Source organism: Massilia sp. KIM, from assembly GCF_002007115.1.
Classification (GTDB): Bacteria; Pseudomonadota; Gammaproteobacteria; order Burkholderiales; family Burkholderiaceae_D; genus Telluria.
The window spans coordinates 573186-600127 of record NZ_MVAD01000001.1; the positions used below are offsets into that span (position 1 = coordinate 573186).

Genomic DNA, 26942 nt, shown 5'->3' on the forward strand with positions numbered 1-26942 from the left:
GGCGAGATAAGCAAATGAAGAAGTATAGCGGGATGCGGCCCCGAGCGGCCACCCGTCTGCGTGGGGGGGAATCCGCCTATTGAAAGGGCGTGTAGGCGTGGCGCCGGCGCGCCGCGTGCTGACGCATCCAGGCCGGCAATTCATGGGCGGGCAGGGGCGGCGCCACGTAATAGCCTTGCGCCTCGTCGCAGCCGCAGGCCAGCAGCGCGTCCCAGATCTCGCGCGTGGCGGTGCCCTCGGCCACCACCGACATGCCGAGGTCGTGGGCCAGGTCGATGGTGGCCTTGACGATGGCCCCGGCGCGGCGGTCGCGCAGCATGTTGGTGGTGAAGCCGTGGTCGATCTTGATCACGTCCACCGGCAGCATGGTCAGGTAGTTGAGCGAGGAATAGCCGGTGCCGAAGTCGTCGATGAAGAGGCGGAAGCCCATGCTGGACAGGGTGTGGAGCTGGGCGATCGAGGCGTCCGGGTCGACGATCAGGCTGCTCTCGGTGATCTCCAGGCCGATCCAGTCCGGGGTGCCGCCCCAGGCCGCGAGCAGGGCGCCCAGGTCGCCGGGCAGGGTGCCGCTGGTCAGGTTGCGGGTCGAGAGGTTGACCGCGATCGGCAGCGCCAGGCCTTCCTGGCGCCAGGCGTGCGACTGGCGCACCGAGGCCTGCAGCATGGTGGTGGTCAGCGCATGGATCAGTTCGGTCGATTCGATCAGGGGCACGAATTCGCGCGGCGGCACCATGCCCAGGGTCGGATGGCGCCAGCGCACCAGAGCCTCGACCCCGATCACCTCGCCGCTCGCCATCGCCGCCTTGGGCTGGCAATACAGTTCGATCTGGCCTTCGGCGATGGCGTTGCGGAACTGGCCGAGCAGGGCCAGGCGCTGCGGGTCGTAGGGGTCCTGGTCGGGCGCGTAGAGCATGGTCTTGCGGCCGTTGCGGCGCGCCAGGAACACCGCGACGTCGGCCTTGCGCAGCAGTTCCAGGGGGCCGCGCGCATGGCCGGGCGCCAGGCCGATGCCGACGTGGGCGCTGATCTCGTAGCGCACCCCGGCGATCAGGAAGGTGGTGTCGAAGACGCCGGCCACGCGCTCGGCCAGCGCGCCGGCGCGGTGGGCGTCCGCGCCGCGCAGCACGATGGTGAACTGGGCGTTGCCGGAGCGCGCCAGCAGGACGTCCTCGCCCAGCTCGGCGCGCAGGCGGCGCGCCACCTCGCGCAGCAGCTCGTCGCCGTTCAGGTGGCCGAGGGTCAGGTTGATCTCGCGGAAGTGCGCCAGTTCGAGGGTCAGCACCGCGACCGGCTGCTCCAGTCCCTCGCCGGCGCGGAAGGCGGCGTCCAGGTGGCGCCGCAGCGCGACCCGGTTCGGCAGGCCGGTGGTGTCGTCGCAAAAGGCCAGGCGCTCGATCTCCTGCTCGGCGCGGGTCATCTCGGTGACGTCGCGGATCACGCCGACGATGCGCTGCGGCTCGCCGTAGGCGTCGCGCACCACGTCGGCCTGGGAATGCACGTGGCGCACCTCGCCGTCCTCGTGCACGATGCGGTAGCGGTGGTCGTAGCGTGCGCCGGGGGTGCGCAGGCTGTGTTCGCGCGCCGCCAGCACGCCGGCCAGGTCGTCCGGATGGATGCGGCGGAACAGCTGGTCCAGCTTGAAGCGGCCGCTGGCGTCCGCCGGGCCGTCGGCGCCCAGGAAGATGCGGTGGGTCTCGCGCGAGGTGGTCTCGACCAGGCCGCTGCGCAGGTCGGCCGCCCAGGTGCCGATGTGGGCGATCTCCTGGGCGTGCTGGAGGTCGGCCTCGGTGCGCAGCAGGCGCTCGCGCAGGCGCTGCGATTCGGTGATGTCGAGGGTGGCGCAGGCGAACCAGGCGGGCGCCTGCACGTCGCCCGCCACGCGCCGGCCGCTGGCGCGCAGGATGTGCTCGCTGCCGTCGGGCCAGGTCAGGGGCAGCTCGAGGTCGAAGGGCGCGCCGGCCAGGATGCAGCGCTCGATCGCCTCGGCCAGCCGGGTGCGCGCCGCCAGGTGCACCGGCGCCAGCACCCGTTCCATCGAGGGCATCACGCTGGCCGGGGCCAGGCCGAGGTTGCGGTACATCTGGACCGACCAGGTCTGGGCGCCGGTCGCCAGGTTCATGCAGAAGCAGCCCAGGCCGGTGACTTCCTGGGACACCGCCAGCACGTCCTGCAGGTGGGCCAGCTTGGCGTGCGCTTCCTCGACCTCGGACTGGTCCTGCATCGCCACCAGCACCGGCGCCGGCCGGCTGTCCTCGAGCCGGTAGCACAGCAGCTCGCAGCGCAGCCAGGCGCCGTCCTTGCCGAGGTGGCGCAGGGCCGGCAACTGGGCTTCGCCGCTTTCGGCGGCGGCGGCCAGCGCGGCGCGCACGCGCTCGTGGTCGGCCGGCTCGAACAGGGCCAGCAGGCCGGTGCCGGACCATTCCTCGGGGCAGTAGCTGAAGGTGGAGGTGGCGCAGGCATTGGCCGCCAGCACACGCAGGCTGGCGCTGTCGCAGACCAGCAGGGGCGCGGGAGCGCGCTGGAACGCGATGCGGTACCAGTCCTCGCGACCGCCTTGCACCCCAGCGTCCATCTCGCCTCCGATTGCCTTGCGGCTTGGAATTGTTCAAGTGTCAATACTCGATACTATGGAGGAATCGCCCCCCGCCGTCCAGCGTTTTTGCGTGCATACGGCGGGCCCCGCCATTCGGGAGACGCGCCGTGGGCAAGGGCCTCGGCGCTTGCGTCGGTCCGCTCCCGCTGGCATGATTCAAATCATTTGAATCTTTTCTCATGACCAGCGCCCGAGACGCCCTCACGCCCGCTTCCCTGGCCATGCTCGAGGCCATCGCCGAGCACGGCAGCTTCGCGGCCGCCGCGCGCGCCCTCGGCATGGTGCCGAGCGCGCTGACCTACCGCGTGCGGGTGATCGAGGAAGCCCTCGACGCGCTGCTGTTCGACCGCAGCTCGCGGCGCGCGCGCCTGACCGAGGCCGGGGCCGAACTGCTGCGCGAAGGCGCGCGCCTGCTGGACGACATCGACGCCATCGCCAACCGGGTGCAGCGGGTGGCCACCGGCTGGGAATCCCATTTCACGGTGGCGGTGGACAGCGTGATCGACCGCGCCACCGTGATGGAATTGTGCGCGGCCTTCTTCGCCCTGGACGCGCCGACCCGGCTCAAGCTGCGCGGCGAGACCCTGTCCGGCACCCTGGAAGCGGTGAGCAGCGGCCAGGCCGACCTGGCGATCGGCGTGGTGCTCGACACCGCGCACCGGGTCGGCCTGCAGCGCGAAACCCTGGGCGCCCTGGAGTTCGTGTTCGTGGTCAGTCCCGGCCACCCGCTGGCGGCGGCGCCCGAGCCGCTCGGCGAGGACGCGGTGCGCGCCCACCGCGCGGTGGTGCTGGCCGACTCGGTCGGACGCGGCGGCGGCCTGAGCGTGGGCACCCTGGCCGGGCAGGAGGTGTTCACGGTGACCGAGGTGCAGGCCAAGGTCGACGCCCACCTGCGCGGCCTGGGCGTGGGCTACCTGCCGCTGCCGGTGGCGCGGCCCTACCTGGAAGCGGGGGCGCTGGTAGCCAAGCGCCTGGCGCGCCCCGAGCACCGGCTCACCTTCTACTGCGTGTGGCGCAGCGGCGAGCAGCCGGCCCAGGGCAAGGCCTTGCAGTGGTGGCTGGAGCAGGTGCGCAGCCCGGTCACGCGCGCCGCGCTGCTGGGCGAACGGCGCTCCGGACGAACATTCAAATAATTTGAATATGGACGCCGGAATTCTTGTGTTCCAGGCACCGTCCGGGCGTGGATAATCCCGCTTTCCCAGCACGGCCTGCCTGTGGCGCAAAGCCGACGCGACAATCCAACGAACGGAGTCCTGAATGAAAAAAATCACCGCCTTCCTGCTGGCCGCCGGCGTTTCGCTGAGCGCCGCCGCCGCCCCCGAAACCTATGTCATCGACGGCAGCCACACCTACCCGCGCTTCGAGTACAGCCACTTCGGCTACTCGAACCAGGTGAGCCGCTTCGACAAGACCAGCGGCACCATCGTGCTGGACCGCGCCGCCAAGACCGGTTCGGTCGACGTGAGCATCGACGCCACCAGCGTCAACACCGGCTTCCCGGTCTTCAACGGCCACCTGCAGGGCGAGGACTTCTTCGACACCAAGAAATACCCGACCATCAGCTTCAAGTCGAGCAAGCTGAACTTCGAGGGCGACAAGCTGGCCTCGGTGGACGGCAACCTGACCATCAAGGGCGTGACCAAGCCGGTGCGCCTGGAAGTGACTTCCTTCCACTGCATGCCGCACCCGATGCTGAAGAAGGACGCCTGCGGCGCGAACGCGGTCACCAAGATCAAGCGCAGCGACTTCAACAACGGCAAGTACGCCCCCTACGTGGGCGATGAAGTGACCCTGACCATCCCGGTCGAAGCGGTCAAGCAGTAAGCGGCCCACCCGGCCCCGGCGCGCGCCGGGGCCTGCCGCGGCGGCGCTCAGCCGCCCAGGATCGCGGCGAACACCATGATCAGCCCCACCAGCGACACGCTCCACACCAGGGTGCGCAGCACCGGGATCGCGGCCGCGTACAGCGGCACGTAGACGATCCTCCCCACGAAATACAGCCAGCAGCCCCAATAGCTCAGCGTCCCTTCGCGCCCCGCCACGTGGGCGATCAGCACCGCCGCCGCGAACAGCGGCAGGGTCTCGAACAGGTTCGCCTGGGCCCGCTGAAGGCGCGCCGTCACCGGGCGCGGCGGCGGCGCTTCGCCGTCGCGCGCGCTCACGTTGTAGGCCGGCCCCGTTTCCTGGGTGCGCAGCAGGGAAGGCAGCAGGATCTGGACCAGGGCCAGCACCAGGGTCCAGCCGAGGAGGGTCAGTTCGGTCGTCATGGCAAATCCCTTCAGGGTAGCTTGTCAATACATTAAGGCAGTGCCGATCATACCCCAAGCCCGACCGGCCTAGTGCGGCATCAACACGTCCACGCCCCACCCGGTGCTAAGCTCGACGCGCCACCAACCCACCCGCGTCCCATGCCCCCCGACCGCCAGCCCGCGCCCCCAGCCCGGCCACCCCGGGTCAGCGTCCTCATGCCCACCTTCGAGCAGGGCGCCTTCATCGGCCGCGCCCTGGCCAGCCTGTTCGCGCAGTCCTTCAGCGACTGGGAAGCGATCGTCGTGGACGACGGCTCCCAGGACGACACCTGGGAGCGCCTCGCGCCCTGGCTGGGCGACGCGCGCCTGCGCTGCCTGCGTTTCGCCTGCAACGCAGGCCTGGGGCGCGCCCTGAACGCCGGCCTGGACGCGGCGCGCGCGCCGCTGGTGGCCTACCTGCCGAGCGACGACGTCTGGTATGCCGACCACCTGGCGCGCCTGGTCGCCTGCCTGGACGCCGAACCGCGCGTGGTGCTGGCCCATTCCGGCCTGCGCTACCGCTACAACCGCAGCACGCCGGAACTGCATCCCGACGGCTGGCTGCAACTGGCGCAATGCGTCCACCGCCTGACGCCGCTGCGCTGGACCGAGCGCGCCGAACTCGAGAGCGACGACCTCGAACGCCTGTTCTGGGCCCGCCTGCGCGGCGCCGGGGCTTTCATGGGCAATGGCGCGCCGAGCTGCGAATGGGTCGAGCATCCGCGCCAGCGCACCCGGCTGATGCGCGAACCGCTGGGCGGCATCAATCCCTTCCGCCAGCACTACCGGGTGAGCGCGCCGCTGCGCTTTCACGCCAGCACCGGCAACGCGATCGACGAAGTCGCCCAGCACGCGGCCCAGCGCGCGCCGGCGGCGCCGGCGGCGGACGGCGGCCTCGACATCGTCCTGTGCGGCGAGCTGGCCTACAACGCCGACCGCGTGCTGGCGCTGGAAGCCCTCGGCCACCGCCTGCACGGCCTGTGGATGCGCGAACCGCACTGGTACAACACGGTCGGGCCGCTGCCCTTCGGTCGCGTCCACGAGCTGCCCGAGGCCGGCTGGCGCGCCGCGCTGGCGGCGCTCGCGCCCGACCTGGTCTACGCCCAGCTCAACTGGCAGGCCGTGCCCTTCGCCCACGAGGTGATGCGCGCCGCGGGCGAAGGGCAGGGCCTGCCTTTCGTATGGCATTTCAAGGAAGGCCCCTTCATCTGCCTGGAGCAAGGCAGCTGGCCCCAGCTCGCCGAGCTGTGCCGCCTGGCCGACGGCTGCATCCACAGCAGCGCCGAGATGCGCGACTGGTTCCAGGCCGCCGTGCCGGAGCGGCGCGGCCTGGAATACGTGCTCGACGGCGACCTGCCGCAGGCCGCCTGGTTCGCAGGCACGCCGGCGGCCCGCCTGTCCGAGGCCGACGGCGAGGTCCACACCGTGGTCCCGGGGCGCCCGATCGGCCTGCATCCCTACACGGTGGGGGAACTCGCGGACCAGGGCATCCACCTGCATTTCTATGGCGATTTCACCCAGGGCCAGTGGCGCGCCTGGATCGCCAGGGCGCGCGCGCTGGCGCCGCGCCACCTGCATCTGCACGCCAACGTCGACCAGCGCCGCTGGCTGGCGGAATTCTCGCGCTACGACGCCGGCTGGCTGCACGTGTTCCGCAGCGCCAACGGCGGCGACCTTAGGCGCGCCGACTGGGACGACCTCAACCTGCCGGCACGCATGAGCCTGTTCGCCGTCGCCGGCCTGCCCATGATCCTGCGCGACAATGCCGGCGCGCGGGTGGCCGCGCAGGCGCTGGCGCGCCGCCTGGGCGTGGGCCTGTTCTTCGAGGGCATCGGGGAGCTGGGGCGGCGCCTGCGCGACCGCCCCGCGATGGAGGCGCTGCGCGCCCAGGTGGCGCGCCAGCGCATGCAATTCTGCTTCGACACCCACGCGCCGGCCCTGGTCGACTTCTTCCGCGCCGTCATCGCGCGCAAGCGCGCCCGGCCGGTATGAGCAGGCCATGCCTGGCGCGTCACATCGGGTAAAGCCTCGTGTAAGTCCGTTGCCGTACCCAGCAGGTCGGCGCGCGGCCGGCCCCAGGCGGGCACGCCATCCGGGCAGGGCTGTCCCGCCATGGCGGCATAGGGCAAGGTGGAGAAATTGGGCTGGTCCGGCGCGCCGAAACGGACGTCGGTCGCGGCGCCGTCCGCCAGCGAGGGCACGCGGGCGAAGCGGGTCCATGCATCGAAGTGGCAATTGCTGCGCTGAAGCTGCCGGAGGTCGGCGATGCGGCCGGTGTGGGTGAAGCGCCAGGCCAGGGCCGCGCCTTCCACCGACGCGGGCGCGTCCGGCACGCCGCCGAAGCGGGCCGGACATTGCGATACCGGGTTCAGGCCTGGGGCCAGGCTCAGCACGCCGACGCGCACCGCATAGGCTCCGCCGCGCCCATCTTCCGAAACGGTGGCGAATGACCAGCACAGCGGATTGGCGGGAAAGGCCGACAGCGGGATGTCGAGCACGCGGCTGCCCGGTTCCAGCCTGGCCAGGGCGGTGCGCGCCTGCTCGCGCGCCAGGGGCGCCATCGCGGCCTGGACCCCGATGAAGGCGAGGCAGGCGGCTACCCCGGCCAGCATCCCCGCCGCGCCGCCGCGCCGGGCGGCGAGCGCGACCGCGCCGGCCACCAGGGCCAGCAGGACCAGCGAGCCCCATTGCAAAAAGCCGCGCCAGGCGAAATAGCCGAGCGCCAGGGCCAGCAGGCCAGGCAGGCCCCAGCGCAGCCGGGGACCGGCCAGCAGGGCCGCCGCCACGCCCAGGGCGGTCCAGAACACCGGCTCGATGATGAACACCAGGTCGCCGTACAGCCAGCGCCCGTCGAAGGGATGGAAGGGATGCACGCCGTAGACGTTGAGTCCGTCGAAGCCCAGGTGCAGGAGCACGCCCAGCAGGCCGGTCGCCAGCAGGCCGCGGCGCGCGCCGGCGCTGGCCTGGAGCAGGCGCCGCAGGCCGGGCCAGCACAGCCACAGCAGGCCGAGCAGCAGCGCCACCTGGGGCAGGCCGTAGAGCAGGGTGTGGGTGTGGCCGCGGTGGTGCATCAGGTAGCCGAGCGGGGGCGCCAGCAGCGGCGTCAGCACCAGGTCGAGGTCGGGGAAGTTGCTCGCCAGGACGCCGGTCGCGATCAGGGCGCGGCGCCGGGTGCGCCCGGCTGCGGCATCGGCTTCGACCGGCAGGGCGCGGTCAACCAGCTCGCCCAGCGCCACGCCGACCAGGGTGTGGGTCAAATTATCCATGCGCAAATCTTACACGGAAAGCAAGATCTGATCGGAATCTGAGCATTTGTTTTGCCTACAGCGAAATTTGTCTGAGCTTTTTGATGCAGGTCAAAAATTTTGTGAACCCGCCTCACTAGAATGCAAAGCATCAGATTTTTCCTATAGGCAACACAAGGAGTGTGTCGTGCGTAACAATCAGCCGGTCACCGGCATCGAATACCTGCTGAAGGCAGGCCAGTCCATCGTGTCGAAGACCGACACCAAGGGCCGCATCACCTACGTCAATCCGAGCTTCATCGAGGTCAGCGGCTTCACCGAGGAAGAGCTGCTGGGCAAGGCCCACAATCTGGTGCGCCACCCGGACATGCCGCCCCAGGCCTTCGCCGATCTGTGGCGCACCCTGCAGGCGGGCGAGCCCTGGACCGGGCTGGTCAAGAACCGCCGCAAGAACGGCGACTTCTACTGGGTGGTGGCGAACGTGGTGCCGGTCAAGGAGGGTGGCCGGGTCACCGGCTACATGTCGGTGCGCACCGCGCCCAGCCGCGAGCAGGTGCGCGCGGCCGAGGCCCTGTACCAGGCGATCCGCAGCGGTGCGGCGCAGGGCCTGGCGATCGTGCGCGGCCAGGCCGTGCGCGCCGGCTGGCGCAGCAGGCTGGCCGGCCTGCGCGCGCTGCCCCTGACCCGCCGGCTCGCCCTCCTGATGGGCGCCCAGGCGCTGTTGCTGGCCGGCCTGGGACTCAGCGCGGCCCAACCGGCCTGGCAGGCGCTGGCGGCGCTGGGCGTGGCCGGCACCCTGGCGGCCTGGGCCGAACTGCATCGCAACATCGCCCGCCCGCTGCACCAGGCGACCCAGGCCGTCTACGCCCTGGCCGGCGGCGACCTGGCGCATCCGATCGAGCCGGATGGCAGCGGCGAATTCCGCCATCTGCAACTGGCCCTGCGCCAGCTCGGCATCAACCTGCGCGCCATCGTCGGCGACGTGCGCCGCAACGTCGGCTCGATCGAGGAGGCCACCCGCGCCATCGCGGCCGGCAATGGCGACCTGGCCAGCCGCACCGAAGCCCAGGCCGCCAGCCTGGAGCAGACCGCCGGCAGCCTGGGCCAGATCGCGGCCGCCGCCGGCCACAACACGGCGGGCGCGCTGCGCGCCGACGCCCTGGTCGAGGCGGCCTCCGGCGTCGCCGGGCGCGGCGGCGAGGCGGTCGAGCGGGTCGGCGAGACCATGGGGCGCATCAGCGCCTCGGCCACCCGCATCGCCGACATCATCGGCCTGATCGACGGCATCGCCTTCCAGACCAACCTGCTGGCCCTGAATGCGGCGGTGGAGGCGGCGCGCGCAGGCGAACAGGGGCGCGGCTTTGCCGTGGTGGCGGGCGAGGTGCGCAGCCTGGCCCAGCGCTCGGCCGCCGCCGCGCGCGAGATCAAGGGGCTGATCGAGTCCTCGAACGGCCAGGTGGAGGAGGGCGGGCAGCTGGTCGGGGACGCCGGCCGCACCATGCGCGACGTGGTCGGCTCGGTGCGCGAGGCCGCCGCCATCATGGGCGACATCGCCCGCGCCAGCCGCGAGCAGGACGAGGGCATCGCCCAGGTGAACGCCGCCATGGCCCAGCTGGACACGATCACGCGCCACAACGCCGCCCTGGTCGAGGAAGCCGCCCTGGCTTCCGGCAACGTGGCCGAGGAGGCGAGCCGCCTGGTGCAGGCGCTGTCGGTGTTCAAATTCGACGACGGACAGGCTCGGTCAGCCAAACAGTCTCGGCAGCATTTGATGCAAGTCAAGGATTTTGCCGAAGCAGATCAATAGACTGACAGCTCATCATGTCGCTTTGCATTTCCGCAAGGCGACGGAAGCTGGAGCACATCTGTCATGCACGTCGAAGCCTCAACTGTCCTGGTCCCCGCCGCGCCGGTCCCCATTGCGCCTTACCCCACCGTCGAATTCGATGCCGGGCTGCTCGGCCGTCTCGGCAAGTCCGGTCCGCGCTACACCTCCTACCCGACCGCCGACCGCTTTAGCGAGGCCTTCGGCTACCGCGACTACCTGCACGCGGTGGCCGGCGTGCGCACCCGCGGGACCAAGCGCCCGCTCTCGCTCTACCTGCACATCCCCTTCTGCGAGTCGATCTGCTACTACTGCGGCTGCAACAAGATCGTGACCCGGCGCCGCGACAAGGCGGCCACCTACCTGGCTTACCTGAAGCGCGAGATCGAGATGCAGGGCCTGCTGTTCGCCGGCATGAACGAGGTCGAGCAGCTGCACTTCGGCGGCGGCACCCCGACCTATCTCAGCGACGAGCAGATGGGCGAGCTGATGGCCCACCTGCGCCGCAGCTTTCGCTTCGCGCCGGACGAGGCGGGCGAGTATGCGATCGAGATCGACCCGCGCACGGTGTCGGACGAACGCGTGCACAGCCTGCGCCGCCAGGGCTTCAACCGCCTCAGCCTGGGCGTGCAGGACTTCGACCCCGAGGTCCAGCAGGCGGTCAACCGGGTCCAGCCCGAGCAGGAGACGCGCGCCGTGATCGCGGCCGCGCGCGGCGCGGGTTTCCGCTCCATCAGCATCGACCTGATCTACGGCCTGCCGAAGCAGACCATGCAGACCATGGCGCGCACCATGGACAAGGTGGTGGCGGCCGACCCCGACCGCATCTCGCTCTACCACTACGCCCACATGCCGCACCTGTTCAAGCCGCAGCGCCGCATCAACGCGGCCGACATGCCGGACAGCGACACCAAGCTGGCCATGCTCCAGCTGTGCATCGAGCGCCTGACGGCCGCCGGCTACGTCTACATCGGCATGGACCATTTCGCCAAGCCCGGCGACGACCTGGCCGTGGCCCAGCGCCAGGGCCGCCTGCACCGCAATTTCCAGGGCTATTCGACCCATGCCGAGGCCGACCTGATCTCCTGCGGGGTGTCGGCCATCAGCGCGGTCGGCGCCACCTACAGCCAGAACGTCAAGAGCCTGGACGACTACTACGAGCTGCTGGACCAGAACGAACTGCCGGTGGGGCGCGGCATCCGCCTGTCGATGGACGACCTGCTGCGGCGCGCCATCATCCAGAAGCTGATGTGCCAGTTCGAGCTCTCGGTGGCCGCGATCGAGCAGGCTTTTCCGGTGCAGTTCGAGGCCTATTTCGCCAACGAGCTGGCGCAGCTGCGCCAGTTCGAGCGCGACGGACTGGTGCACCTCACGCCGGAATGGATCAGCGTCACGATGAAGGGACGGCTCCTGGTCCGCAACCTGTGCATGGTGTTCGACCGCTACCTGACCGAGCGCACCGGGCCGCGCCACTCGCCAACCATCTAGGAGAGGCCATGAGCGGCATCGCCCTGTTCCCCGTGTTCCTGGTCGGCCTGCTCGGCAGCGTCCACTGCGCCGGCATGTGCGGCGGCATCGTCGGCGCGCTGTCGCTGGCCGGGCCGTCCCCGCAGCCCGCCTACCCGGGGCCGGCCTTCCCGGTGCCGGTGCGCACGGTGCGGGCGGCGCCCGAGGCGCTGCGGGTGGCCGCCTACAATGGCGGGCGCATCGCCAGCTACATGGCGGCGGGGGCGCTGGCCGGCGGCGCCGCCGGCGCGCTGGCGCTGCGCAGCCTGCCGGCCCTGCAGGCGGGCGCCTACTGGATGGCCAACCTGATGCTGGTCGCGCTCGGCCTGTTCCTGATGGACGCCTGGCGCGGCCTGGCGCGCCTGGAGCAGGGCGGCCAGGCCCTGTGGCGCCGCCTCGCCCCGCTGCGGCGCCGCCTCGGCCCGCCGGCCACGCCGGCGCGCATGCTGGCCGCCGGCGCCCTGTGGGGCTGGCTGCCCTGCGGCATGGTGTACAGCGTGCTGGCCACCGCCATGCTGTCCGGCTCAGCACTCGGCGGCGCGGCCGTGATGCTGGCCTTCGGCCTTGGCACCCTGCCGATGCTGGCCGCCCTCGGGCTGGCCGGCCAGCGCCTGCGCACCCGGCTGGGCGAGCGCCGCGTGCGGATCGCGGCGGGCCTGGTGGTCGCCGCCTTCGGCCTGCTGGGCCTGGCGCGCGCGGCCGGCGGCCTGCCCGGGGGCTGGATCGAGGTGCTGTGCCTGAGCCCGCGAGGCGCGGCATGAGCGCCGTGCTGAGCGAAGCCATGACGGCGGCCCCGCTGGACTCCGAGTGCTACCACTGCGGGCTGCCGGTGCCCCAGGCCGCCCGCGGCCGCTGGCAGGCCGAGATCGAGGGCGCGCCGCGCGGCATGTGCTGTCCGGGCTGCGCGGCCGCCGCCCAGGCCATCGTCGACGGCGGCTTCGGCGACTACTACGCCACCCGCAGCGCCTACGCCGCCCAGGCGTCGGTCCTGCCGGACGCGCCCGAGCTGCTGCTCTACGACGGCCAGGACTTCAAGGGCGAAGCCAGCTTCACCGTGGAAGGCATGCGCTGCGCGGCCTGCGTGTGGCTGATCGAGCGCCGCCTCGGCCAGCTGCCGGGCGTGCTGGAAGCGAACCTGAACGTGGCCGCCGAGCGCCTGTTCGTGCGCTGGGATGCCGCGCGGTGCAAGCCGAGCGCCATCCTGCGCACCCTGCGCGCGATCGGCTACCACGCCTATCCCTACGACGCCAGGCAGCACGGCGAGCAGCTCGAGCGCGCCCGCAGGAAGCTGTTTCGCCAGCTCTTCGTGGCCGGCCTGTCGATGATGCAGGTGATGATGTACGCGGTGCCGGTCTACATGGCGGGCGAGGGCGGCATGGACGCCGACATGACGGCCCTGATGCACTGGGCCTCGCTGTGCCTGACCCTGCCGGCGCTGCTGTACTCGGCCCAGCCCTTCTTTGAGGGCGCCTGGCGCGACCTGCGCCGCGGCCTGCCCGGCATGGACGTGCCGGTGGCCCTGGGCATCGCCGCCGCCTTCGGCGGCAGCTGCGCGGCCCTTCTCACCGGGCGCGGCGAGGTGTACTTCGATTCGGTCACGATGTTCGTGTTCCTGCTGCTTGGCAGCCGCTACCTCGAGCTGGGCGCGCGCCGGCGCGCCGCCGGCGCCCTCGAGCGCCTGCAGCAGGGCGTGCCCGCCTCGGCCCTGCGCCTGCGCGGCGACCCGGCCGCGCGCGAGTCCGAGCTGGTGCCGGCCGGCGCGCTGCAGGTCGGCGACCTGGTGCTGGTCAAGGCCGGCCAGGCGGTGCCGGCCGACGGCGTGATCCTGGAGGGCGAGACCGAGGTCGACCTGGCCCTGCTGACCGGCGAAAGCCGCACCCGGCGCCGCGGTCCGGGCGAGGCGCTGCCGGGCGGCGCCGTCAACGCGGCCCAGACCATCGTGCTGCGCGTGAGTTCGACCGCCACCGACAGCACCCTGGCCATGCTGGTGCGACTGGTGGAACGGGCAGGGCAGGGCAAACCGGCGCTTGCGCTGTGGGCCGACCGGGTCGCGGCCTGGTCGGTGATGGCCCTGCTGGTCCTGACCGTGGCGGTGTTCTTCGCCTGGCAGGCCTTCGACCCGGCGCGCGCCTGGCAGGCGGCGGTGGCGGTGCTGGTGGTGACCTGCCCCTGCGCGCTGTCGCTGGCCACCCCGACCGCGCTGGCCGCAGCCACCGACCGCCTGCTGCGGCGCGGCGTGCTGGCGGTCCAGCCGCACACCCTGGAAACCTTCGAGCGCTCCACCCACGTCGTGTTCGACAAGACCGGCACCCTGACCCTGGGCCGTCCGGTGCTGCGCCAGGCCATGCCGGTCGGGGCCCAGACCCTCGACACCTGCCTGCGCTACGCCGCCGCGCTCGAGGCCGACAATCCGCATCCGATCGCCCAGGCGATCCGTGAAGCGGGCGGGCCGGCGATCGGCGTGGCCGAGCAGCTGCGCAATGTGGTGGGGCAGGGCGTGGAAGGTCGCATCGGGGGGCGCGTCTACCGTCTCGGTTCGGCCGCCTTCGTCGGCGGGATCGCGGGCGGGATCGCGCGTTCTGCCGCGCCCACCGGCATCACCTCGGTCTGGCTCGGCACCCAGGGCGGCTGGCTGGCGCGCTTCGACCTCTCGGACGGCCTGCGTCCGGAAGCGGCGGCGGTGGTGCGGCGCTTCCGCGACGGCGGCAAGACCGTGGTCCTGCTGAGCGGCGACGACCAGCACGCGGCCCAGTCGGTGGCCGCCCAGCTCGGCATCACCACGGCGCTCGGCGGCTGCCTGCCGGACGGCAAGCTGGCCTATGTGCGCAAGCTGCAGCGCGAAGGCGCGGTGGTGGCGATGGTGGGCGACGGCATCAACGACGCGGCGGTGCTGCGCGGGGCCGACGTCTCCTTCGCGATGGGGCGCGGCGCCGAGCTGGCCCAGCTGCATGCGGACGGGGTGCTGCTGGGCGACGGCCTGGCGCCGCTGGCCGACGCGGCCGACACGGCGCGGCGCACCCTGGCGGTGATCCGGCAGAACCTGATCTGGGCCACGGTGTACAACCTGGTGGCGATTCCGGCGGCCGCGTCGGGATTGCTCAATCCCTGGATGTCCGGGATCGGGATGGCGGCCAGTTCGGCGCTGGTGGTGCTCAACGCCTTGCGGCTGCGGAAGGATTGACGATGGAAGCCTTGTACCTGCTGGTTCCGCTGAGCGTGATGCTGGTGGCCGTGGCGCTGTGGGTGTTCTTCGGCGCCGCCGACAGCGGCCAGTTCGAGGACCTCGAAGGGCCGGCGCTCAGGATACTCGGCGACGACGACGCGTGAATAGCCACCACACGCCACCACACGCACCACCTCACATGGTCGGCCCGCGCCCGCTTCCCTGTTCCTTCTCGATCCTTTCCTGGCATTCGATGCAGGTCCTGACCGTCGGCGTCGCCAGCAGCCTGGCTTCGGGAATCTCGCGTCCGCAGGATTCGCAGATCCCCGCGCCGCCCGCGGACAGCTTGCCCAGCGCGACGTCGATCTCGTGCAGCAGCGCGGTCTCGTGGTCGGCGAAGTGTTCCTCGTCGTGGCTGATCATCTCGGCCGTCACGCGGTCGTCGCCCGGCGCCTCGTGCGCCAGCGGTCCGATCGCCGGGGCGTCGCCCTCGGCCGCGTCGATGCGCGCGCGCACCGTGCGCAGGGTCTCTTCGCGCGCCTGGGTCAGGCGCTTCTGCATTTCTTGATGGGTGGCTTGCGAAAGCGGCGGCATGGCGGTCTCCCCGATAGAGGGTAGGGCGGCGTCGAGGAACGGCCCGCGGCATGCGGCGAACCGTCTGTCATGGACCTTGATTCATCTCAAAGCAGCATGGTCGATGTTCGTAGACGACGCGCTGCGCACTCGGTGACAACACTTCGTCCCATATCTCATCCGATGCGGAACAATTTGATTCACATCAAGGATTTTTAAGGTTCCGAAAAGCACACTCCTGATTGTCATCCATAGCATTTTTCAGGAGAGCATCTTGGACACCAGTCTAGCCTATAACTACAAGATCGTGCGCCAGTTTGCGATCGCGACCGTGGTCTGGGGCGTGATCGGCATGGCGGCCGGCGTCTTCATCGCCGCGCAGCTGGCCTGGCCCGCGCTGAACTTCGACATTCCATGGTTGAGCTACGGGCGCCTGCGCCCGCTGCACACCAACGCGGTGATCTTCGCCTTCGGCATCTGCGGCCTGTTCGCCACCTCTTACTACGTGGTCCAGCGCACCTGCCAGGTGCGGCTGTTCGCCGACCGGCTGGCCAGCTTCACCTTCTGGGGCTGGCAGGCGGTGCTGGTCTCGGCCGCGATCTCACTGCCGCTGGGCTATACCCGCGGCAAGGAATACGCCGAACTCGAATGGCCGATCGCCATCCTGATCACCGTGGTCTGGGTCGCTTATGCCATCGTGTTCTTCGGCACCCTGGTCAAGCGGAAGGTCAAGCACATCTACGTCGCCAACTGGTTCTTCGGCGCCTACATCCTCGCCGTCGCCGTGCTGCACGTGGTGAACGGCATGGCGATTCCCGTCTCCGCCATGAAGTCCTACTCGGTCTACGCCGGCGTGCAGGACGCGATGATCCAGTGGTGGTACGGCCACAACGCGGTCGGCTTCATCCTCACCGCCGGCTACCTGGGCATGGTGTATTACTTCATCCCCAAGCAGGCCGAGCGCCCGGTGTATTCCTATCGCCTGTCGATCGTGCATTTCTGGGCCCTGATCTTCACCTACATGTGGGCCGGCCCCCACCACCTGCACTACACCGCGCTGCCCGACTGGACCCAGTCGCTGGGCATGGTGTTCTCGCTGATCCTGCTGGCGCCGTCCTGGGGCGGGATGATCAACGGCATCATGACCCTGTCGGGCGCCTGGCACAAGCTGCGCTCCGACCCGCTGCTCAAGTTCATGATCGTCTCGCTGTCCTTCTACGGCATGGCGACCTTCGAGGGACCGATGATGTCGATCAAGACCATCAATTCGCTGTCCCACTACACCGACTGGACCGTGGCCCACGTCCACGCCGGCGCCCTGGGCTGGGTCGGCTTCATCACCATGGGCTCGATCTACTACCTGATCCCGCGCCTGGCTGGCAAGAAGCGTATGCACAGCGTGGCCGCCATCGACCTCCACTTCTGGGTCGCCACCATCGGCATCGTCCTCTACATCGCCTCGATGTGGATCGCCGGCGTGATGCAGGGCCTGATGTGGCGCGCCGTCAATCCGGACGGCACCCTGACCTACACCTTCGCCGAGAGCGTCAAGGCCACCTATCCCTACTACGTGATCCGCTTCGGCGGCGGCCTGCTCTACCTGTCCGGCATGGCCGTGATGGCCTGGAACACCTGGATGACGCTGCGCGGCGCCCGGAGCGTGGATGCGCCCATCCCGACCCTGAGCGCCAGGCCCCATTTGGCCGCCGGCGCCGAAGCGGCTCACGCTTGAGCAATATAAGGAGTTTGCAATGAAGTTGTCCCATGAGTGGATCGAGAAAAATCCCTGGCTGCTGATCGGCCTGGTGCTGCTGGTGATTTCCTTCGGCGGCCTGGTCGAGATCGTGCCGCTGTTCTTCCAGAAGTCGACCACGGCGCCGGTGGCGGGCCTCAAGCCCTACAGCCCGCTGCGCCTGGCCGGACGCGACATCTACATCCGCGAAGGCTGCTACAACTGCCACTCGCAGATGATCCGTCCTTTCCGCGCCGAGACCGAGCGCTACGGCCACTACTCGGTGGCGGGCGAGTTCGTCTACGATCACCCCTTCCAGTGGGGCTCGAAGCGCACCGGGCCGGACCTGGCCCGCGTCGGCGGCCGCTACAGCGACGAGTGGCACCGCAGCCACCTCGACAACCCGCGCGACGTGGTGCCGGAGTCGAACATGCCCGGCTATCCCTGGCTGGCCAAAACCAGGCTGGTCGCCGCCGAGATCGTGCCCAAGATGCGCGCCATGCAGCGCCTCGGTGTGCCTTACTCCGAGGCCGAGCTGAACGCCGCGCCGCGCGAACTGGCCGACAAGACCGAACAGGACGCCCTGGTCGCCTACCTGCAAGGCCTGGGCACACAGATCAAGACGAGGAACTGAGATGGCCATCCAAACCATTTTCGACGACGCGAGCAGCCTAATGACCGTCATCAGCTTCGCCACCTTCATCAGCATCGTGGCCTGGACCTACCTCCTGCACAAGCGGAGCGACTTCGACGCGGCGGCCAGCCTGCCCTTCGCCGACGCCCACCTGGACGAACATGGGGAGAGCGGCGATGTCTGATTTCTTCAACGTCTTCTGGCACTACTACATCGCCGTCATCACGGTCCTGTCCATCCTGGGTTGCGGCATCCTGCTGTGGTCGCAGTCGGCGCACAAAGTCAGGCTGGACCAGGACGGCCAGCCCGAGAAGACCACCGGCCACGTCTGGGACGAGGACCTGACCGAGTTGAACACCCCGATGCCGCGCTGGTGGATGGGCCTGTTCTGGCTGACCATCGTGTTCGGCTTCGCCTACCTGGCGCTCTACCCGGGACTGGGCGGCTATGCAGGCAAACTCGGCTGGCAGTCGGGCGGCGAGTACCAGGCCGAGCTGAAGCAGGCGAAGGCCGACTATGGTCCGCTGTTCGCCCAGTACGCGAAGCAGGACCTGAAGGCGGTCGCGGCCGACCCCCAGGCCCACGCCATCGGCGAGCGCCTGTTCTTGAACTACTGCGCCCAGTGCCACGGCTCCGATGCGCGCGGCAACAAGGGCTTTCCCAACCTGGCCGACAAGGACTGGCTGCACGGCGGCGAACCCGCGACCATCAAGGCCAGCATCATGCACGGCCGGGCGGGCATGATGCCCGCCATGGGCGCCGCTCTCGGTTCGGACAAGGACGTGGAGGCGGTCGCCCACTACGTGCGCAACCTCTCCGGTCTGACCGCCGACCCGGTGAAGGTCGCCTTCGGCAAGCCGAAGTTCGCCGCCTGCGTGGCCTGCCATGGGGCCGAAGGGAAGGGCAATCCGATGATGGGCGCGCCCAACCTGGCCGACAAGACTTGGCTGTACGGCGGCAGCGCCGAGACCGTGATGGAAACCATCCGCAAGGGGCGCAGCAACACCATGCCCGCCTTCGGCGAGTTCCTGGGCGAAGAAAAGGTGCACGTGCTGGCCGCCTACGTGTGGAGCCTGTCGAACGACCCGAGTGTCGAGACGGCCGACGTACGATGAACGCGCCCACGCCCTTGCCGCGCGAGGCGGTGGTCAAGATGTACGCCGCGCGCGAGGAGATCTACCCGCGCGAGACCAAGGGCCGCTACGCCTCGCTGCGCTGGGCCTGCGTCTGGCTCACCCAGCTGCTGTTCTACGGCCTGCCCTGGCTGGAGATGCACGGCCGCCAGGCCGTGCTGTTCGACCTCGCCAGCCGCAAGTTCTACCTGTTCGGCCTGGTGTTCTGGCCCCAGGATTTCATCTACCTCGCCGCGCTGCTCATCGTCTGCGCCTACGGCCTGTTCCTGGTGACGGCGGTGGCCGGACGGGTATGGTGCGGCTTCGCCTGCCCGCAGACCGTCTATACCGAGATCTTCCTCTGGATCGAGCGCAGGATCGAGGGCGCGCGCAGCGCCCGCATCCGCCTCGACCGCCAGCCCTGGGGCCTGGAGAAGCTCGGGAAGAAGGGCGCCAAGCACCTGGCCTGGGGCGCGGTGGCGCTGTGGACCGGCTTTACTTTCGTGGGCTATTTCACCCCGGTGCGCGCGCTGAGCTTCGACCTGCTGGCCCAGGACCTCGGCCCCTGGCAGGGCTTCTGGATCCTGTTCTACGGCTTCGCCACCTACGGCAACGCCGGCTGGATGCGCGAGCAGGTGTGCAAGTACATGTGCCCCTACGCCCGCTTCCAGAGCGCGATGTTCGACAAGGACACCCTGATCGTCACCTACGATGGCGACCGCGGCGAGCCGCGCAAGGCGCGCGCGGTGCGCGAGGGCGCCCCTGGTGCGGGCGATTGCATCGACTGTGGCATGTGCGTCCAGGTTTGCCCCACCGGCATCGACATCCGCAAGGGCCTGCAGTACGAATGCATCGGCTGCGCCGCCTGCGTCGACGCCTGCAATGGGGTCATGGACAAGGTCGGCAGGCCGCGCGGCCTGATCCGCTACGCCACCGAGCATGGGCTGGCGGGCAGGCTGGACGCCGCCGCGATCCGCAGGCGCATGCTGCGCCCGCGCGTGCTGGTCTACGCCGCCGTGCTGGGCGCCCTGGTGGCCGGCATGAGCGCCTCGATCGCGCTGCGCAACCCCCTCAAGCTGGACGTGATCCGCGACCGCGGTTCGATGGGGCGCGAGGTGGAGGACGGCATGATCGAGAACGTCTACCGCCTGCAGGTCATGAACACCAGCGAAACGCCGCAACGCCTGCAGGTGAGCGTGAGCGGCATTCCCACGGTGAGCGTGGCCGGCGCAGACCTGATCGAGATCGACGGCGCCACCACGCGGGCGGTGCCGGTGCGGGTGCGCATCGAGGGCGGCGCCGCCAGGCCCGGCTCCAGCAAGATCGATTTCACCCTGAGCGCGGTGCACGACCCGGCATTGTCGGTATCGGAAGACGCCGTGTTCATCGTGCCGAAGTAAGGAGAATGAGCATGCACACCACTTCCCATCCACTGCCGCGCGCAAGCGACGAAGCGCCCTGGTACAGGCAGCGCTGGCCCTGGCTCCTGATGATCGGCCCCGTGTGGGTGCTGGTCGGCGGCTGCATCATGATGTGGCTGGCGCTCAGCCGGCCCGACGCGCTGGTGGTCGGCGACTACTACAAGCAGGGCAAGGCCATCAACCAGGAGCTCGGCCGCGACCGCGTCGCGACCCGCCTCGGCCTGCGCTTCGAGGCCGGCTATGACGAGGAGGCGGGGCGCATCACCGGCCGCCTGGACAGTTTCGGCAAGCCGCTCGCCGCGCCATTTCGCATCCGCCTCGCGCATCCGACCCAGCCCGGCAAGGACCGGGTGCTCGAGGCCCTGCCGGACGCCCAGGGGCGCTTCGCCGCCGCCGCGCCGGCGCTGGAGGCGACCCACTGGCAGGTGGTGGTGGAGGGCGGAGCGCGCGACTGGCGCCTGGAGGGCAGCTGGAACCCGGCCAGGACGCAGGAGCTGAGCATCGTCGCCGACGCCCCCTGAATCACGCCCACCGCCTGCGGGGGAGGGTGAATTTTCGCGACAATCCGGCGCGCCCGGATCTGCTAAGGTGAAGCCTCCCTTCACTCATGCATGTCTGCGCCCGTATGTACACTGCCACCCTTGTTTCCCGCGACCTGTCCGGCCACGGACTGACGTTCGAAGGACGGCCGATCCGGGCCGAATTCAGCTTCGCCGGCACGCCGCTGCCGAACGCGGTGCAGGCCCGCACCCTCGATTTCTGGCTGGTCGGCGGCGCCAGCGGCGTCGGCAACTGGTCCAACGGGGGACATGCCGGCTCCTTCGTGGCCACCTACACCCCCACCCAGGCCGACGTCGGCAAATCGGTCTCGGCGGTGCTGCACCTGTACTACGGCGACGCGACCTACGTGGCGATGAGCGATCGCACGCTGTCGGTCATCAACGTCAACGACCTGCCGACGGGTAGCGTGCGCATCGTCGGCGACACCCGCAGCGCGGGCAGCGTCCTGACCGCCGTCAGCAGCATCGCCGACGAGGACGGCATGGGCACGCTCAGCTACGAGTGGCGCGCGGACGGCCAGCTCATCGCGGGCGCGAGCGCCGCGACGCTGACCCTGGGCCAGGGGGAGGCCGGAAAGAACATCACGGTCGTGGCGAAGTACGTGGACGGCGGCGGCCAGGCCGAGTCGGTGGCCAGCGACGCCGATCCCAGCCTCAAGCACATCAATACGCCCGGCGTCACGACCCTGAGCGGCGCCATCGCTCCCGGACAGAAGCTGCACATCGAGGTGGTCGATCCCGATCACCAGGGCAATGTCTACCACCGCTGGCAGGTCGCCGACGCCAGTGGCGCATGGCGCGACGTCGAAGGAGCGGGACTGAGCGACTTCACGCTCGGCGCGGAGCTGCCGTCGGCGGTGCGGGTGCTGACGGCCTACGCCGACCGCTATGGCGTGGTGGAGTCCTGGTCCAACACCATCGGCAGCGAGCGCGCCGACCGCATGACCGTGGGCGACTATTACAGCGACACCGACGTGGTCGAGACCAGGGGCGGCGACGACTTCATCACCCGCGGCATCGGCCTGGGCAACCGGATCGACGGCGGCGAGGGCCTGGACACCTTCGTCACTGCGGAAACGCGCTTCATGTTCGGCAAGAGCGCGCTGGCGGGCTATTGGGAGATGCAGAGCATCACCACCGGCCTGACCTCCTTCTACGTCAAGAATGTGGAGCGCGTGCACTTCCAGAACGGCGCCGACGGCGTGGCCCTCGACTACCAGGGCAATGCCGGCCAGGCCTACCGGCTCTACCAGGCCGCCTTCGACCGCACGCCGGACAAGGTCGGCCAGGGCTTCTGGATGGCGCGCCTGGACCAGGGCATGAGCCTGCTCGAGATCGCCAACGCCTTCGTCGGCTCGAATGAGTTCAAGACCCTGTACGGCGCCAATCCCACCAACGCCGGGATCGTCGCGCAGTTCTACCGCAACGTGCTCGACCGCGAGCCGGATGCGCAGAGCCAGTTCTGGGTCGATGCCCTCGACAGCAAGCGGGCCACCGTGGCCGAGGTGCTGGTCGGCTTCAGCGAGAGCGCCGAGAACGTCGCGGCCCTGGTCGGGGTGGCGGACAGGGGCATCGACTTCACGCCCTACACCGGCTAGGAGCGGGCGGCGGGCGTGGGCGCCGGGCCTCCGGCCCCGCGCCGGCAGGGCGTATGTACGCAGCATGACAACAACCCGCGTTGTTGATCCTCGTGCATCCGTGGTAGATTCCTTTTCGGCAACAGCGGCCCAGGAAGCCGCTCACATCAACGTCAAGGAAAGAAACCACCGCATGCCCGCCTTCCGTCAGCGCCACCTGCGCGCCACCCTCGCCGCACTGTTCCTGCCCGCCGTCCTTGCCGGCGCGGCCATGCCGCTGTCCGCCGTCGCCGCGCCTGCCGCGCAGGCGGCGGCCGTCAAGCCCTACAAGGCCTTCGATGTCTGGGCCGACAAGTTCGCCGAGGACTGGGTTCGCCTGAGTCCGCAACTGGCCACCAGCACCCAGTATTTCAGCGGCGCCGAGCAGGCCAGGCTGGACCGCGAGCTGACCCCGCTGACCGCGGCCCACCGCCAGAAAGTCGTGACCATGGCCAGGGCCGGCCTGAAGCGCCTCGACACCTTCAAGTCGGCGCCGCTGGACGAGACCCAGAAGATCTCGGCGGCCGTGATCCGCTGGTCGCTGCAGAACGTGGTCGCCAACGAGCCTTTCGAGGACCACAACTTCATCTTCTCGCAGTTCAGCGGCGTGCAGGTGGGCCTGGTGAACTTCCTGACCAACACCCATCCGCTGCGCAACGCGGCCGACGTCGACAGCTACCTGGCGCGCCTGGAGCAGGTCGCCCAGCGCATGGACGAGGCCCTGGCGCGCGGCCTCGGCGCCGCCGCCAGGAATTTGATCCCGCCGCGCTTCATCCTCGAGCGCGCCCAGTTCCAGGTCGACCACTTCCTCAAGCCGGAAGCGCGCCAGAACGTGCTGGTCACCACCTTCGAGCAGCGCAGCGCCAGCCTCAAGGACCTGACGCCGGAGGCGCGCAGCGCCGCCATCGCGCGCGCGACCCGCATCGTGGAAGAAAAGATCCGCCCGGCCTACGGCCGCGTGAAGGACTTCATGGCCGAGATCCACCCGCGCACCGGCGACGTGGCCGGCATCTCGCGCCTGCCCGAGGGCGCGGCCGCCTATGCGCGCGCGATCGAGAACTTCACCAGCACCAAGCTGAGCGCCAACGAGATCCACGAGATCGGCCTGCGCGAAGTGGCGCGCCTGGAAGGCGAGATGGACAAGCACCTGCGCTCGCTTGGCCTGACCGAAGGCAATATCGAAACCCGCATGAAGCAGCTCGACGCCCGCTTCCAGCCCAAGGGCGAGGGCGACCCGCGTCCGGCCATCCTGGCCAGCTATGCCGAGATGGTCAAGGACGCCGAGCGCCGCAGCGCCTCGCTGTTCAACCTGAAACCGCGCGCGCCGGTCGAAGTGTGGCGCGAGCCGCCGCTGACCGAGCCCTCGGCCGCGGCCCACTATTCGCTGCCGGCGCCGGACGGCAGCCGTCCGGGCATCTTCTGGGTGCCGATGCGCGGCCCCACCTTCGACATGATCCGCATGCGCAGCCTGGCCTACCACGAGGCGGTTCCGGGCCACCACTTCCAGCTGGCGATCCAGCAGGAGCTGACCGGCATCCCGAAATTCCGCAGCCAGCGCATCTTCAGCGGCGGCAGCGCGCACTCCGAGGGCTGGGCGCTGTACACCGAACGCCTGGCGGTGGAGCAGAACTGGTATGAGGGCGACGTGCCGGGCCTGCTCGGCGCGCTCGGCTCGGAGCTGTTCCGCGCCCGCCGCCTGGTGGTTGACACCGGCCTGCACTCGAAGGGCTGGACCCGCCAGCAGGCGATCGACTACGGCATCGGCGCCCAGGAGGTCGAGCGCTACGTCGCCTGGCCGGGCCAGGCCAATGCCTACATGATCGGCATGCTGCGCATCATCGAGCTGCGCGAAAAGGCCAGGAAGGAGCTGGGCGACAAATTCTCGCTGCCGGGCTTCCACGACCTGGTGCTGGGCGCGGGTTCGGTGCCGCTGGACGTGCTGGGCGAACTGGTCGACGGCTGGATCGCCAGGCAGAAGAAGGCTTGACGCCGATGCGCAGGTAAACGGGGGACGGCGGACCGCGTGCGGTCCGCCGTGAGGGTGGGGCGACAGGGATTACTTGTTGTCTTGCATCTTCTCGCCGGCGCGTTCCACGGCGCGGCCAGCCGCGTCGTTGACGTTGTCGGCGCTTTGCTTGACTTCGGCGGCGGCTTCCTTGGTTTCCTGCTTCACTTCGGCGCCGGCCGCTTCGATGCGGTCACCGGCGCGCTCGGCGGCGGCTTCCACGCGATCGCCCGCGCGCTCGGCGGCGGCGTTGGCTTCCGCCGCGGCTTCCTTGGTTTCGTTGGCGACGGTGGCGCCGGCGTTGTCGATCGCCGCGCCGGCTTCCTGGGCCGGGCCCTTGCCGTCGCCGTCAGTGTCTTTCTTGCAACCGGTTGCAGCGATTGCGGTCATCAGCATGATACCTGCCAAGGTCATCTTGTTCATGGTGCTCTCCTTAAAAGTCTTGTTAATTAATGTAGGACATTTGATAACAGTTTAGCGCTGTGTATTGTCGTGTTCGGTGCGCTAGCGCACGCCTGCTGGTAATCCGTGAAGGATGTTGTTATGCTGAATGGCGTTGTGCAGAAGGAAACAAATATAGTCGCCAATGCACGCAAGCGTTTTGGGCTGGGCCAAAGCCTGGTCCGTGGACACAACACCGGCGCACACGATGTCGCCATTGCCTGTCAGGGGAAACATGTCACTCAATGAGTTGGTTACCGCCATTAACGGCGTCGTCTGGAGTCCGGCACTGATCGCACTATGCCTCGGCACCGGCCTGTATTTCTCGGTGCGCTCACGCTTCCTGCAGGTGCGCCACATCGGCGAGATGGTCCGCCTTATGTTTGAAGGAAAGAGTTCGGACCAGGGCGTGTCCTCCTTCCAGGCCCTGGCCATGACCCTGGCCGGCCGCGTCGGCACCGGCAACATCGCCGGCGTCGCCACCGCCATCACCTTCGGCGGCCCGGGCGCCGTGTTCTGGATGTGGGCCATGGCCTTCCTCGGCGCCGCCTCGGCCTTCGTCGAGTCCACCCTCGGGCAGGTCTATAAGGAACAACTGGGCAAGGAATACCGCGGCGGCCCCGCCTTCTACATCGAGAAGGGCCTGGGCATGAAGTGGTATGCGCTGACCTTCGCCTTCGCCACCATCCTCGCCACCGGCGTGCTGATGCCGGGCGTGCAGGCCAACTCGATCGCCGAGAGCCTGAAGACCGCCACTGGCATCGACACCATGTACACCGGTTTCGGCCTGTGCGTGGTGCTCGCCTTCATCATCTTCGGCGGCGTCAAGCGCATCGCCCACTTCGCCGAGATCGTGGTGCCCTTCATGGCGGCCGGCTACATCCTGGTCGCAGTGGTGATCGTGGCCATGAACATCTCGGCCCTGCCGGAAGTGCTGTCGCTGATCTTCCGCTCCGCCTTCGGCGCCGACGCGGCCTTCGGCGCCATCCTCGGCCTGGCGATCCAGTGGGGCGTCAAGCGCGGCGTCTACTCGAACGAGGCCGGCCAGGGCACCGGCCCGCACGCCTCCTCGGCGGCGGAAGTGAGCCACCCGGCCAAGCAGGGCCTGGTGCAGGGCTTCTCGGTCTACATCGACACCCTGTTCGTGTGCTCGGCGACCGCCTTCATGCTCCTGATCACCGGCCAGTACAACGTCGAGGCGCCGGACGGCACCCCGATGTTCACCGGCGTGCAGGGCGTGGCCTCCGGTCCCGGCTACGTCCAGACCGCGCTCGAGAACGTGATGCCGGGCTTCGGCTCGCTGTTCGTGGCGATCGCGCTGCTGTTCTTCGCCGGCACCACCATCGTCGCCTATTACTACATCGCCGAGACCAACATCGCCTATATCAACCGCACGGTCAACCGTCCCTGGATGACCATGCTGCTGAAGGTCGCGATCATCGGCTCGACCTTCTACGGCGCGGTCAAGACCGCCGAAGTGGCATGGGGCCTGGGCGACATGGGCGTGGGCCTGATGGCCTGGCTGAACATCATCGCCATCCTGATGCTGCAGAAGGTCGCCTTCAAGTGCCTGCGCGACTACGAGGCCCAGAAGAAGGCCGGCAAGGACCCGCAGTTCGACCCGGTGGCGCTGGGCATCGCCAACGCCCACTACTGGGAACAGCGCAAGGCCTCCCCGCGTCAGGGCAAGGAGACGACGGAGGTCGCCTGATCACTGCTTGCCCGACTTGTCGGGCGCGCGCAGGATCGCCAGCACCACGATGGCGAACAGCGCGCTGAGCACCGCCGTCGCCTCGCGGCCCATGCCGGCCGCGATGCCGATGGCGGCGGTGGTCCAGACGCTGGCGGCGGTGGTCAGCCCCTTGATGTCGTCCTTGTCGTTGTGCTTGAGGATGGCGCCGGCGCCCAGGAAGCCGATGCCGGCGGTGACACCCTGCAGTACCCGCGACAGGTCCGAGACTTCCATGCCCGCCTGCAACGGGATCAGCACGAAGAGCGCCGAGCCCATCGACACCATCATGTGGGTGCGCAGGCCGGCCGAGGCGCCCACCCGCTCTCGCTCGTAGCCGAGCAGCCCGCCCAGCACCAGGGCCACCAGCAGGCGCACCACGATGCGGGTGATGTCTTCCACATTGCCCAAATCAGAAAATTCCTGCTGGACCGTTGCCCAGCTACGTGTCCACCACACCTTGTCCGCTCCAAAATGTTCTTATTGCTGACATGATGCC

The 26942-nt window shown here is 69.4% G+C and carries 22 protein-coding genes and 1 pseudogene; 17 read left to right on the top strand and 6 right to left on the bottom strand.

From position 1 onward, the window contains the following. Window positions 1-76 precede the first annotated feature (76 nt). Window positions 77-2572 carry an EAL domain-containing protein gene (locus tag B0920_RS02770; protein ID WP_078031055.1) on the bottom strand — a complete coding sequence of 832 codons (2496 nt, stop codon included), beginning with the start codon at window positions 2570-2572 and terminating at the stop codon, window positions 77-79. Window positions 2573-2772: 200 nt separating this feature from the next. Here B0920_RS02770 and B0920_RS02775 point away from each other — a divergent pair, with 200 nt between their 5' ends. Together B0920_RS02775 and B0920_RS02780 are read left to right on the top strand one after the other, a co-directional pair. After that, window positions 2773-3726: a LysR family transcriptional regulator gene (locus tag B0920_RS02775; RefSeq protein WP_078031056.1), complete on the top strand. Its 954-nt coding sequence runs from the start codon at window positions 2773-2775 to the stop codon at window positions 3724-3726. A 124-nt stretch (window positions 3727-3850) separates the two neighbouring features. Further along, window positions 3851-4417, top strand: a complete 567-nt coding sequence (locus B0920_RS02780) for a YceI family protein (protein ID WP_078031057.1) — start codon at window positions 3851-3853, stop codon at window positions 4415-4417. Window positions 4418-4464: 47 nt separating this feature from the next. On the opposite strand, the gene B0920_RS02785 is transcribed toward B0920_RS02780, so the two are convergent. Further along, entirely contained in the window at window positions 4465-4860 is a 396-nt protein-coding gene (locus B0920_RS02785; protein ID WP_078031058.1) for an MAPEG family protein, read from the bottom strand. Window positions 4861-5001: 141 nt separating this feature from the next. Here B0920_RS02785 and B0920_RS02790 point away from each other — a divergent pair, with 141 nt between their 5' ends. Continuing rightward, window positions 5002-6873 (top strand): glycosyltransferase family A protein, encoded by a 1872-nt coding sequence (locus B0920_RS02790; RefSeq protein ID WP_078031059.1) that lies wholly within the window; start codon window positions 5002-5004, stop codon window positions 6871-6873. A 713-nt stretch (window positions 6874-7586) separates the two neighbouring features. On the opposite strand, the pseudogene B0920_RS26190 reads toward B0920_RS02790, so the two are convergent. Next, window positions 7587-8147 (bottom strand): annotated as a pseudogene (locus B0920_RS26190) (metal-dependent hydrolase); the annotation flags it as partial. A 166-nt stretch (window positions 8148-8313) separates the two neighbouring features. Between B0920_RS26190 and B0920_RS02800 the strand changes: the two are divergent. The 5 genes from B0920_RS02800 to ccoS all read left to right on the top strand — a co-directional run bounded on the left by B0920_RS02800 (window position 8314) and on the right by ccoS (window position 14784). Beyond that, on the top strand, window positions 8314-9933 hold the full coding sequence (locus B0920_RS02800) for a PAS domain-containing methyl-accepting chemotaxis protein (protein WP_078031060.1): 1620 nt from the start codon (window positions 8314-8316) through the stop codon (window positions 9931-9933). A 63-nt stretch (window positions 9934-9996) separates the two neighbouring features. Further along, complete coding sequence (hemN, locus tag B0920_RS02805) at window positions 9997-11439, top strand: oxygen-independent coproporphyrinogen III oxidase (protein WP_078031061.1); 1443 nt, start codon at window positions 9997-9999, stop codon at window positions 11437-11439. 8 nt (window positions 11440-11447) lie between these two features. Further along, window positions 11448-12218 (top strand): sulfite exporter TauE/SafE family protein, encoded by a 771-nt coding sequence (locus B0920_RS02810; protein WP_078031062.1) that lies wholly within the window; start codon window positions 11448-11450, stop codon window positions 12216-12218. After that, complete coding sequence (locus B0920_RS02815; protein WP_078031063.1) at window positions 12215-14638, top strand: heavy metal translocating P-type ATPase; 2424 nt, start codon at window positions 12215-12217, stop codon at window positions 14636-14638. Before B0920_RS02810 ends, B0920_RS02815 begins: the two co-directional genes overlap by 4 nt. Window positions 14639-14640: 2 nt before the next feature. Next, window positions 14641-14784, top strand: coding sequence for a cbb3-type cytochrome oxidase assembly protein CcoS (gene ccoS / locus B0920_RS02820; RefSeq protein ID WP_078031064.1), 144 nt, complete (start codon window positions 14641-14643; stop codon window positions 14782-14784). 31 nt (window positions 14785-14815) lie between these two features. Here the strand turns inward: ccoS and B0920_RS02825 are convergent, their stop codons facing one another. Then, window positions 14816-15214: a TraR/DksA family transcriptional regulator gene (locus tag B0920_RS02825; RefSeq protein ID WP_229455118.1), complete on the bottom strand. Its 399-nt coding sequence runs from the start codon at window positions 15212-15214 to the stop codon at window positions 14816-14818. Window positions 15215-15467: 253 nt separating this feature from the next. On the opposite strand from B0920_RS02825, the gene ccoN reads away from it, so the two are divergent. The 8 genes from ccoN (at window position 15468) to B0920_RS02865 (ending at window position 24255) form a co-directional block, all read left to right on the top strand. Continuing rightward, window positions 15468-16925 (top strand): cytochrome-c oxidase, cbb3-type subunit I, encoded by a 1458-nt coding sequence (ccoN, locus tag B0920_RS02830; protein ID WP_078031065.1) that lies wholly within the window; start codon window positions 15468-15470, stop codon window positions 16923-16925. Between the two features lie 19 nt (window positions 16926-16944). After that, a complete protein-coding gene (gene ccoO, locus B0920_RS02835) occupies window positions 16945-17559 on the top strand; it encodes a cytochrome-c oxidase, cbb3-type subunit II (protein ID WP_078031066.1) in 615 nt (204 codons plus the stop codon). 1 nt (window position 17560) lies between these two features. After that, a complete protein-coding gene (locus B0920_RS02840; protein ID WP_078031067.1) occupies window positions 17561-17743 on the top strand; it encodes a cbb3-type cytochrome c oxidase subunit 3 in 183 nt (60 codons plus the stop codon). Next, window positions 17736-18674, top strand: coding sequence for a cytochrome-c oxidase, cbb3-type subunit III (ccoP, locus tag B0920_RS02845; RefSeq protein WP_078031068.1), 939 nt, complete (start codon window positions 17736-17738; stop codon window positions 18672-18674). The genes B0920_RS02840 and ccoP overlap by 8 nt, the downstream gene beginning before the upstream one ends. Further along, complete coding sequence (ccoG, locus tag B0920_RS02850) at window positions 18671-20071, top strand: cytochrome c oxidase accessory protein CcoG (protein WP_078031069.1); 1401 nt, start codon at window positions 18671-18673, stop codon at window positions 20069-20071. Before ccoP ends, ccoG begins: the two co-directional genes overlap by 4 nt. 11 nt (window positions 20072-20082) lie before the next feature. Further along, window positions 20083-20613, top strand: a complete 531-nt coding sequence (locus B0920_RS02855) for a FixH family protein (RefSeq protein ID WP_078031070.1) — start codon at window positions 20083-20085, stop codon at window positions 20611-20613. Window positions 20614-20717: 104 nt separating this feature from the next. Beyond that, window positions 20718-22250: a DUF4214 domain-containing protein gene (locus B0920_RS02860; RefSeq protein WP_179119073.1), complete on the top strand. Its 1533-nt coding sequence runs from the start codon at window positions 20718-20720 to the stop codon at window positions 22248-22250. 172 nt (window positions 22251-22422) lie between these two features. Beyond that, window positions 22423-24255, top strand: coding sequence for a DUF885 family protein (locus B0920_RS02865; RefSeq protein WP_078031072.1), 1833 nt, complete (start codon window positions 22423-22425; stop codon window positions 24253-24255). A gap of 69 nt (window positions 24256-24324) precedes the next feature. Here B0920_RS02865 and B0920_RS02870 read toward each other — a convergent pair whose 3' ends face one another. Continuing rightward, window positions 24325-24696 carry a hypothetical protein gene (locus B0920_RS02870; RefSeq protein ID WP_229455120.1) on the bottom strand — a complete coding sequence of 124 codons (372 nt, stop codon included), beginning with the start codon at window positions 24694-24696 and terminating at the stop codon, window positions 24325-24327. A gap of 253 nt (window positions 24697-24949) precedes the next feature. On the opposite strand from B0920_RS02870, the gene B0920_RS02875 reads away from it, so the two are divergent. Continuing rightward, complete coding sequence (locus B0920_RS02875) at window positions 24950-26425, top strand: sodium:alanine symporter family protein (RefSeq protein WP_078031073.1); 1476 nt, start codon at window positions 24950-24952, stop codon at window positions 26423-26425. Here B0920_RS02875 and B0920_RS02880 read toward each other — a convergent pair whose 3' ends face one another. After that, complete coding sequence (locus tag B0920_RS02880) at window positions 26426-26854, bottom strand: MgtC/SapB family protein (RefSeq protein ID WP_229455122.1); 429 nt, start codon at window positions 26852-26854, stop codon at window positions 26426-26428. Window positions 26855-26942 lie beyond the last annotated feature (88 nt).

What these genes read in the sequence shown, in the direction of transcription:
- B0920_RS02860 (WP_179119073.1), top strand. Translation starts at nt 20,718, where the DNA reads ATGTACACTGCCACCCTTGTTTCCCGCGACCTGTCCGGCCACGGACTG.
- B0920_RS02870 (WP_229455120.1), bottom strand. Translation starts at nt 24,696, where the DNA reads ATGAACAAGATGACCTTGGCAGGTATCATGCTGATGACCGCAATCGCT.
- B0920_RS02770 (WP_078031055.1), bottom strand. Translation starts at nt 2,572, where the DNA reads ATGGACGCTGGGGTGCAAGGCGGTCGCGAGGACTGGTACCGCATCGCG.
- B0920_RS02785 (WP_078031058.1), bottom strand. Translation starts at nt 4,860, where the DNA reads ATGACGACCGAACTGACCCTCCTCGGCTGGACCCTGGTGCTGGCCCTG.
- B0920_RS02825 (WP_229455118.1), bottom strand. Translation starts at nt 15,214, where the DNA reads ATGCCGCCGCTTTCGCAAGCCACCCATCAAGAAATGCAGAAGCGCCTG.
- B0920_RS02855 (WP_078031070.1), top strand. Translation starts at nt 20,083, where the DNA reads ATGCACACCACTTCCCATCCACTGCCGCGCGCAAGCGACGAAGCGCCC.
- B0920_RS02775 (WP_078031056.1), top strand. Translation starts at nt 2,773, where the DNA reads ATGACCAGCGCCCGAGACGCCCTCACGCCCGCTTCCCTGGCCATGCTC.
- B0920_RS02840 (WP_078031067.1), top strand. Translation starts at nt 17,561, where the DNA reads ATGGCCATCCAAACCATTTTCGACGACGCGAGCAGCCTAATGACCGTC.
- ccoP (WP_078031068.1), top strand. Translation starts at nt 17,736, where the DNA reads ATGTCTGATTTCTTCAACGTCTTCTGGCACTACTACATCGCCGTCATC.
- B0920_RS02810 (WP_078031062.1), top strand. Translation starts at nt 11,448, where the DNA reads ATGAGCGGCATCGCCCTGTTCCCCGTGTTCCTGGTCGGCCTGCTCGGC.
- ccoS (WP_078031064.1), top strand. Translation starts at nt 14,641, where the DNA reads ATGGAAGCCTTGTACCTGCTGGTTCCGCTGAGCGTGATGCTGGTGGCC.
- hemN (WP_078031061.1), top strand. Translation starts at nt 9,997, where the DNA reads ATGCACGTCGAAGCCTCAACTGTCCTGGTCCCCGCCGCGCCGGTCCCC.
- ccoG (WP_078031069.1), top strand. Translation starts at nt 18,671, where the DNA reads ATGAACGCGCCCACGCCCTTGCCGCGCGAGGCGGTGGTCAAGATGTAC.
- B0920_RS02790 (WP_078031059.1), top strand. Translation starts at nt 5,002, where the DNA reads ATGCCCCCCGACCGCCAGCCCGCGCCCCCAGCCCGGCCACCCCGGGTC.
- B0920_RS02780 (WP_078031057.1), top strand. Translation starts at nt 3,851, where the DNA reads ATGAAAAAAATCACCGCCTTCCTGCTGGCCGCCGGCGTTTCGCTGAGC.
- B0920_RS02875 (WP_078031073.1), top strand. Translation starts at nt 24,950, where the DNA reads ATGTCACTCAATGAGTTGGTTACCGCCATTAACGGCGTCGTCTGGAGT.
- B0920_RS02815 (WP_078031063.1), top strand. Translation starts at nt 12,215, where the DNA reads ATGAGCGCCGTGCTGAGCGAAGCCATGACGGCGGCCCCGCTGGACTCC.
- B0920_RS02865 (WP_078031072.1), top strand. Translation starts at nt 22,423, where the DNA reads ATGCCCGCCTTCCGTCAGCGCCACCTGCGCGCCACCCTCGCCGCACTG.
- ccoO (WP_078031066.1), top strand. Translation starts at nt 16,945, where the DNA reads ATGAAGTTGTCCCATGAGTGGATCGAGAAAAATCCCTGGCTGCTGATC.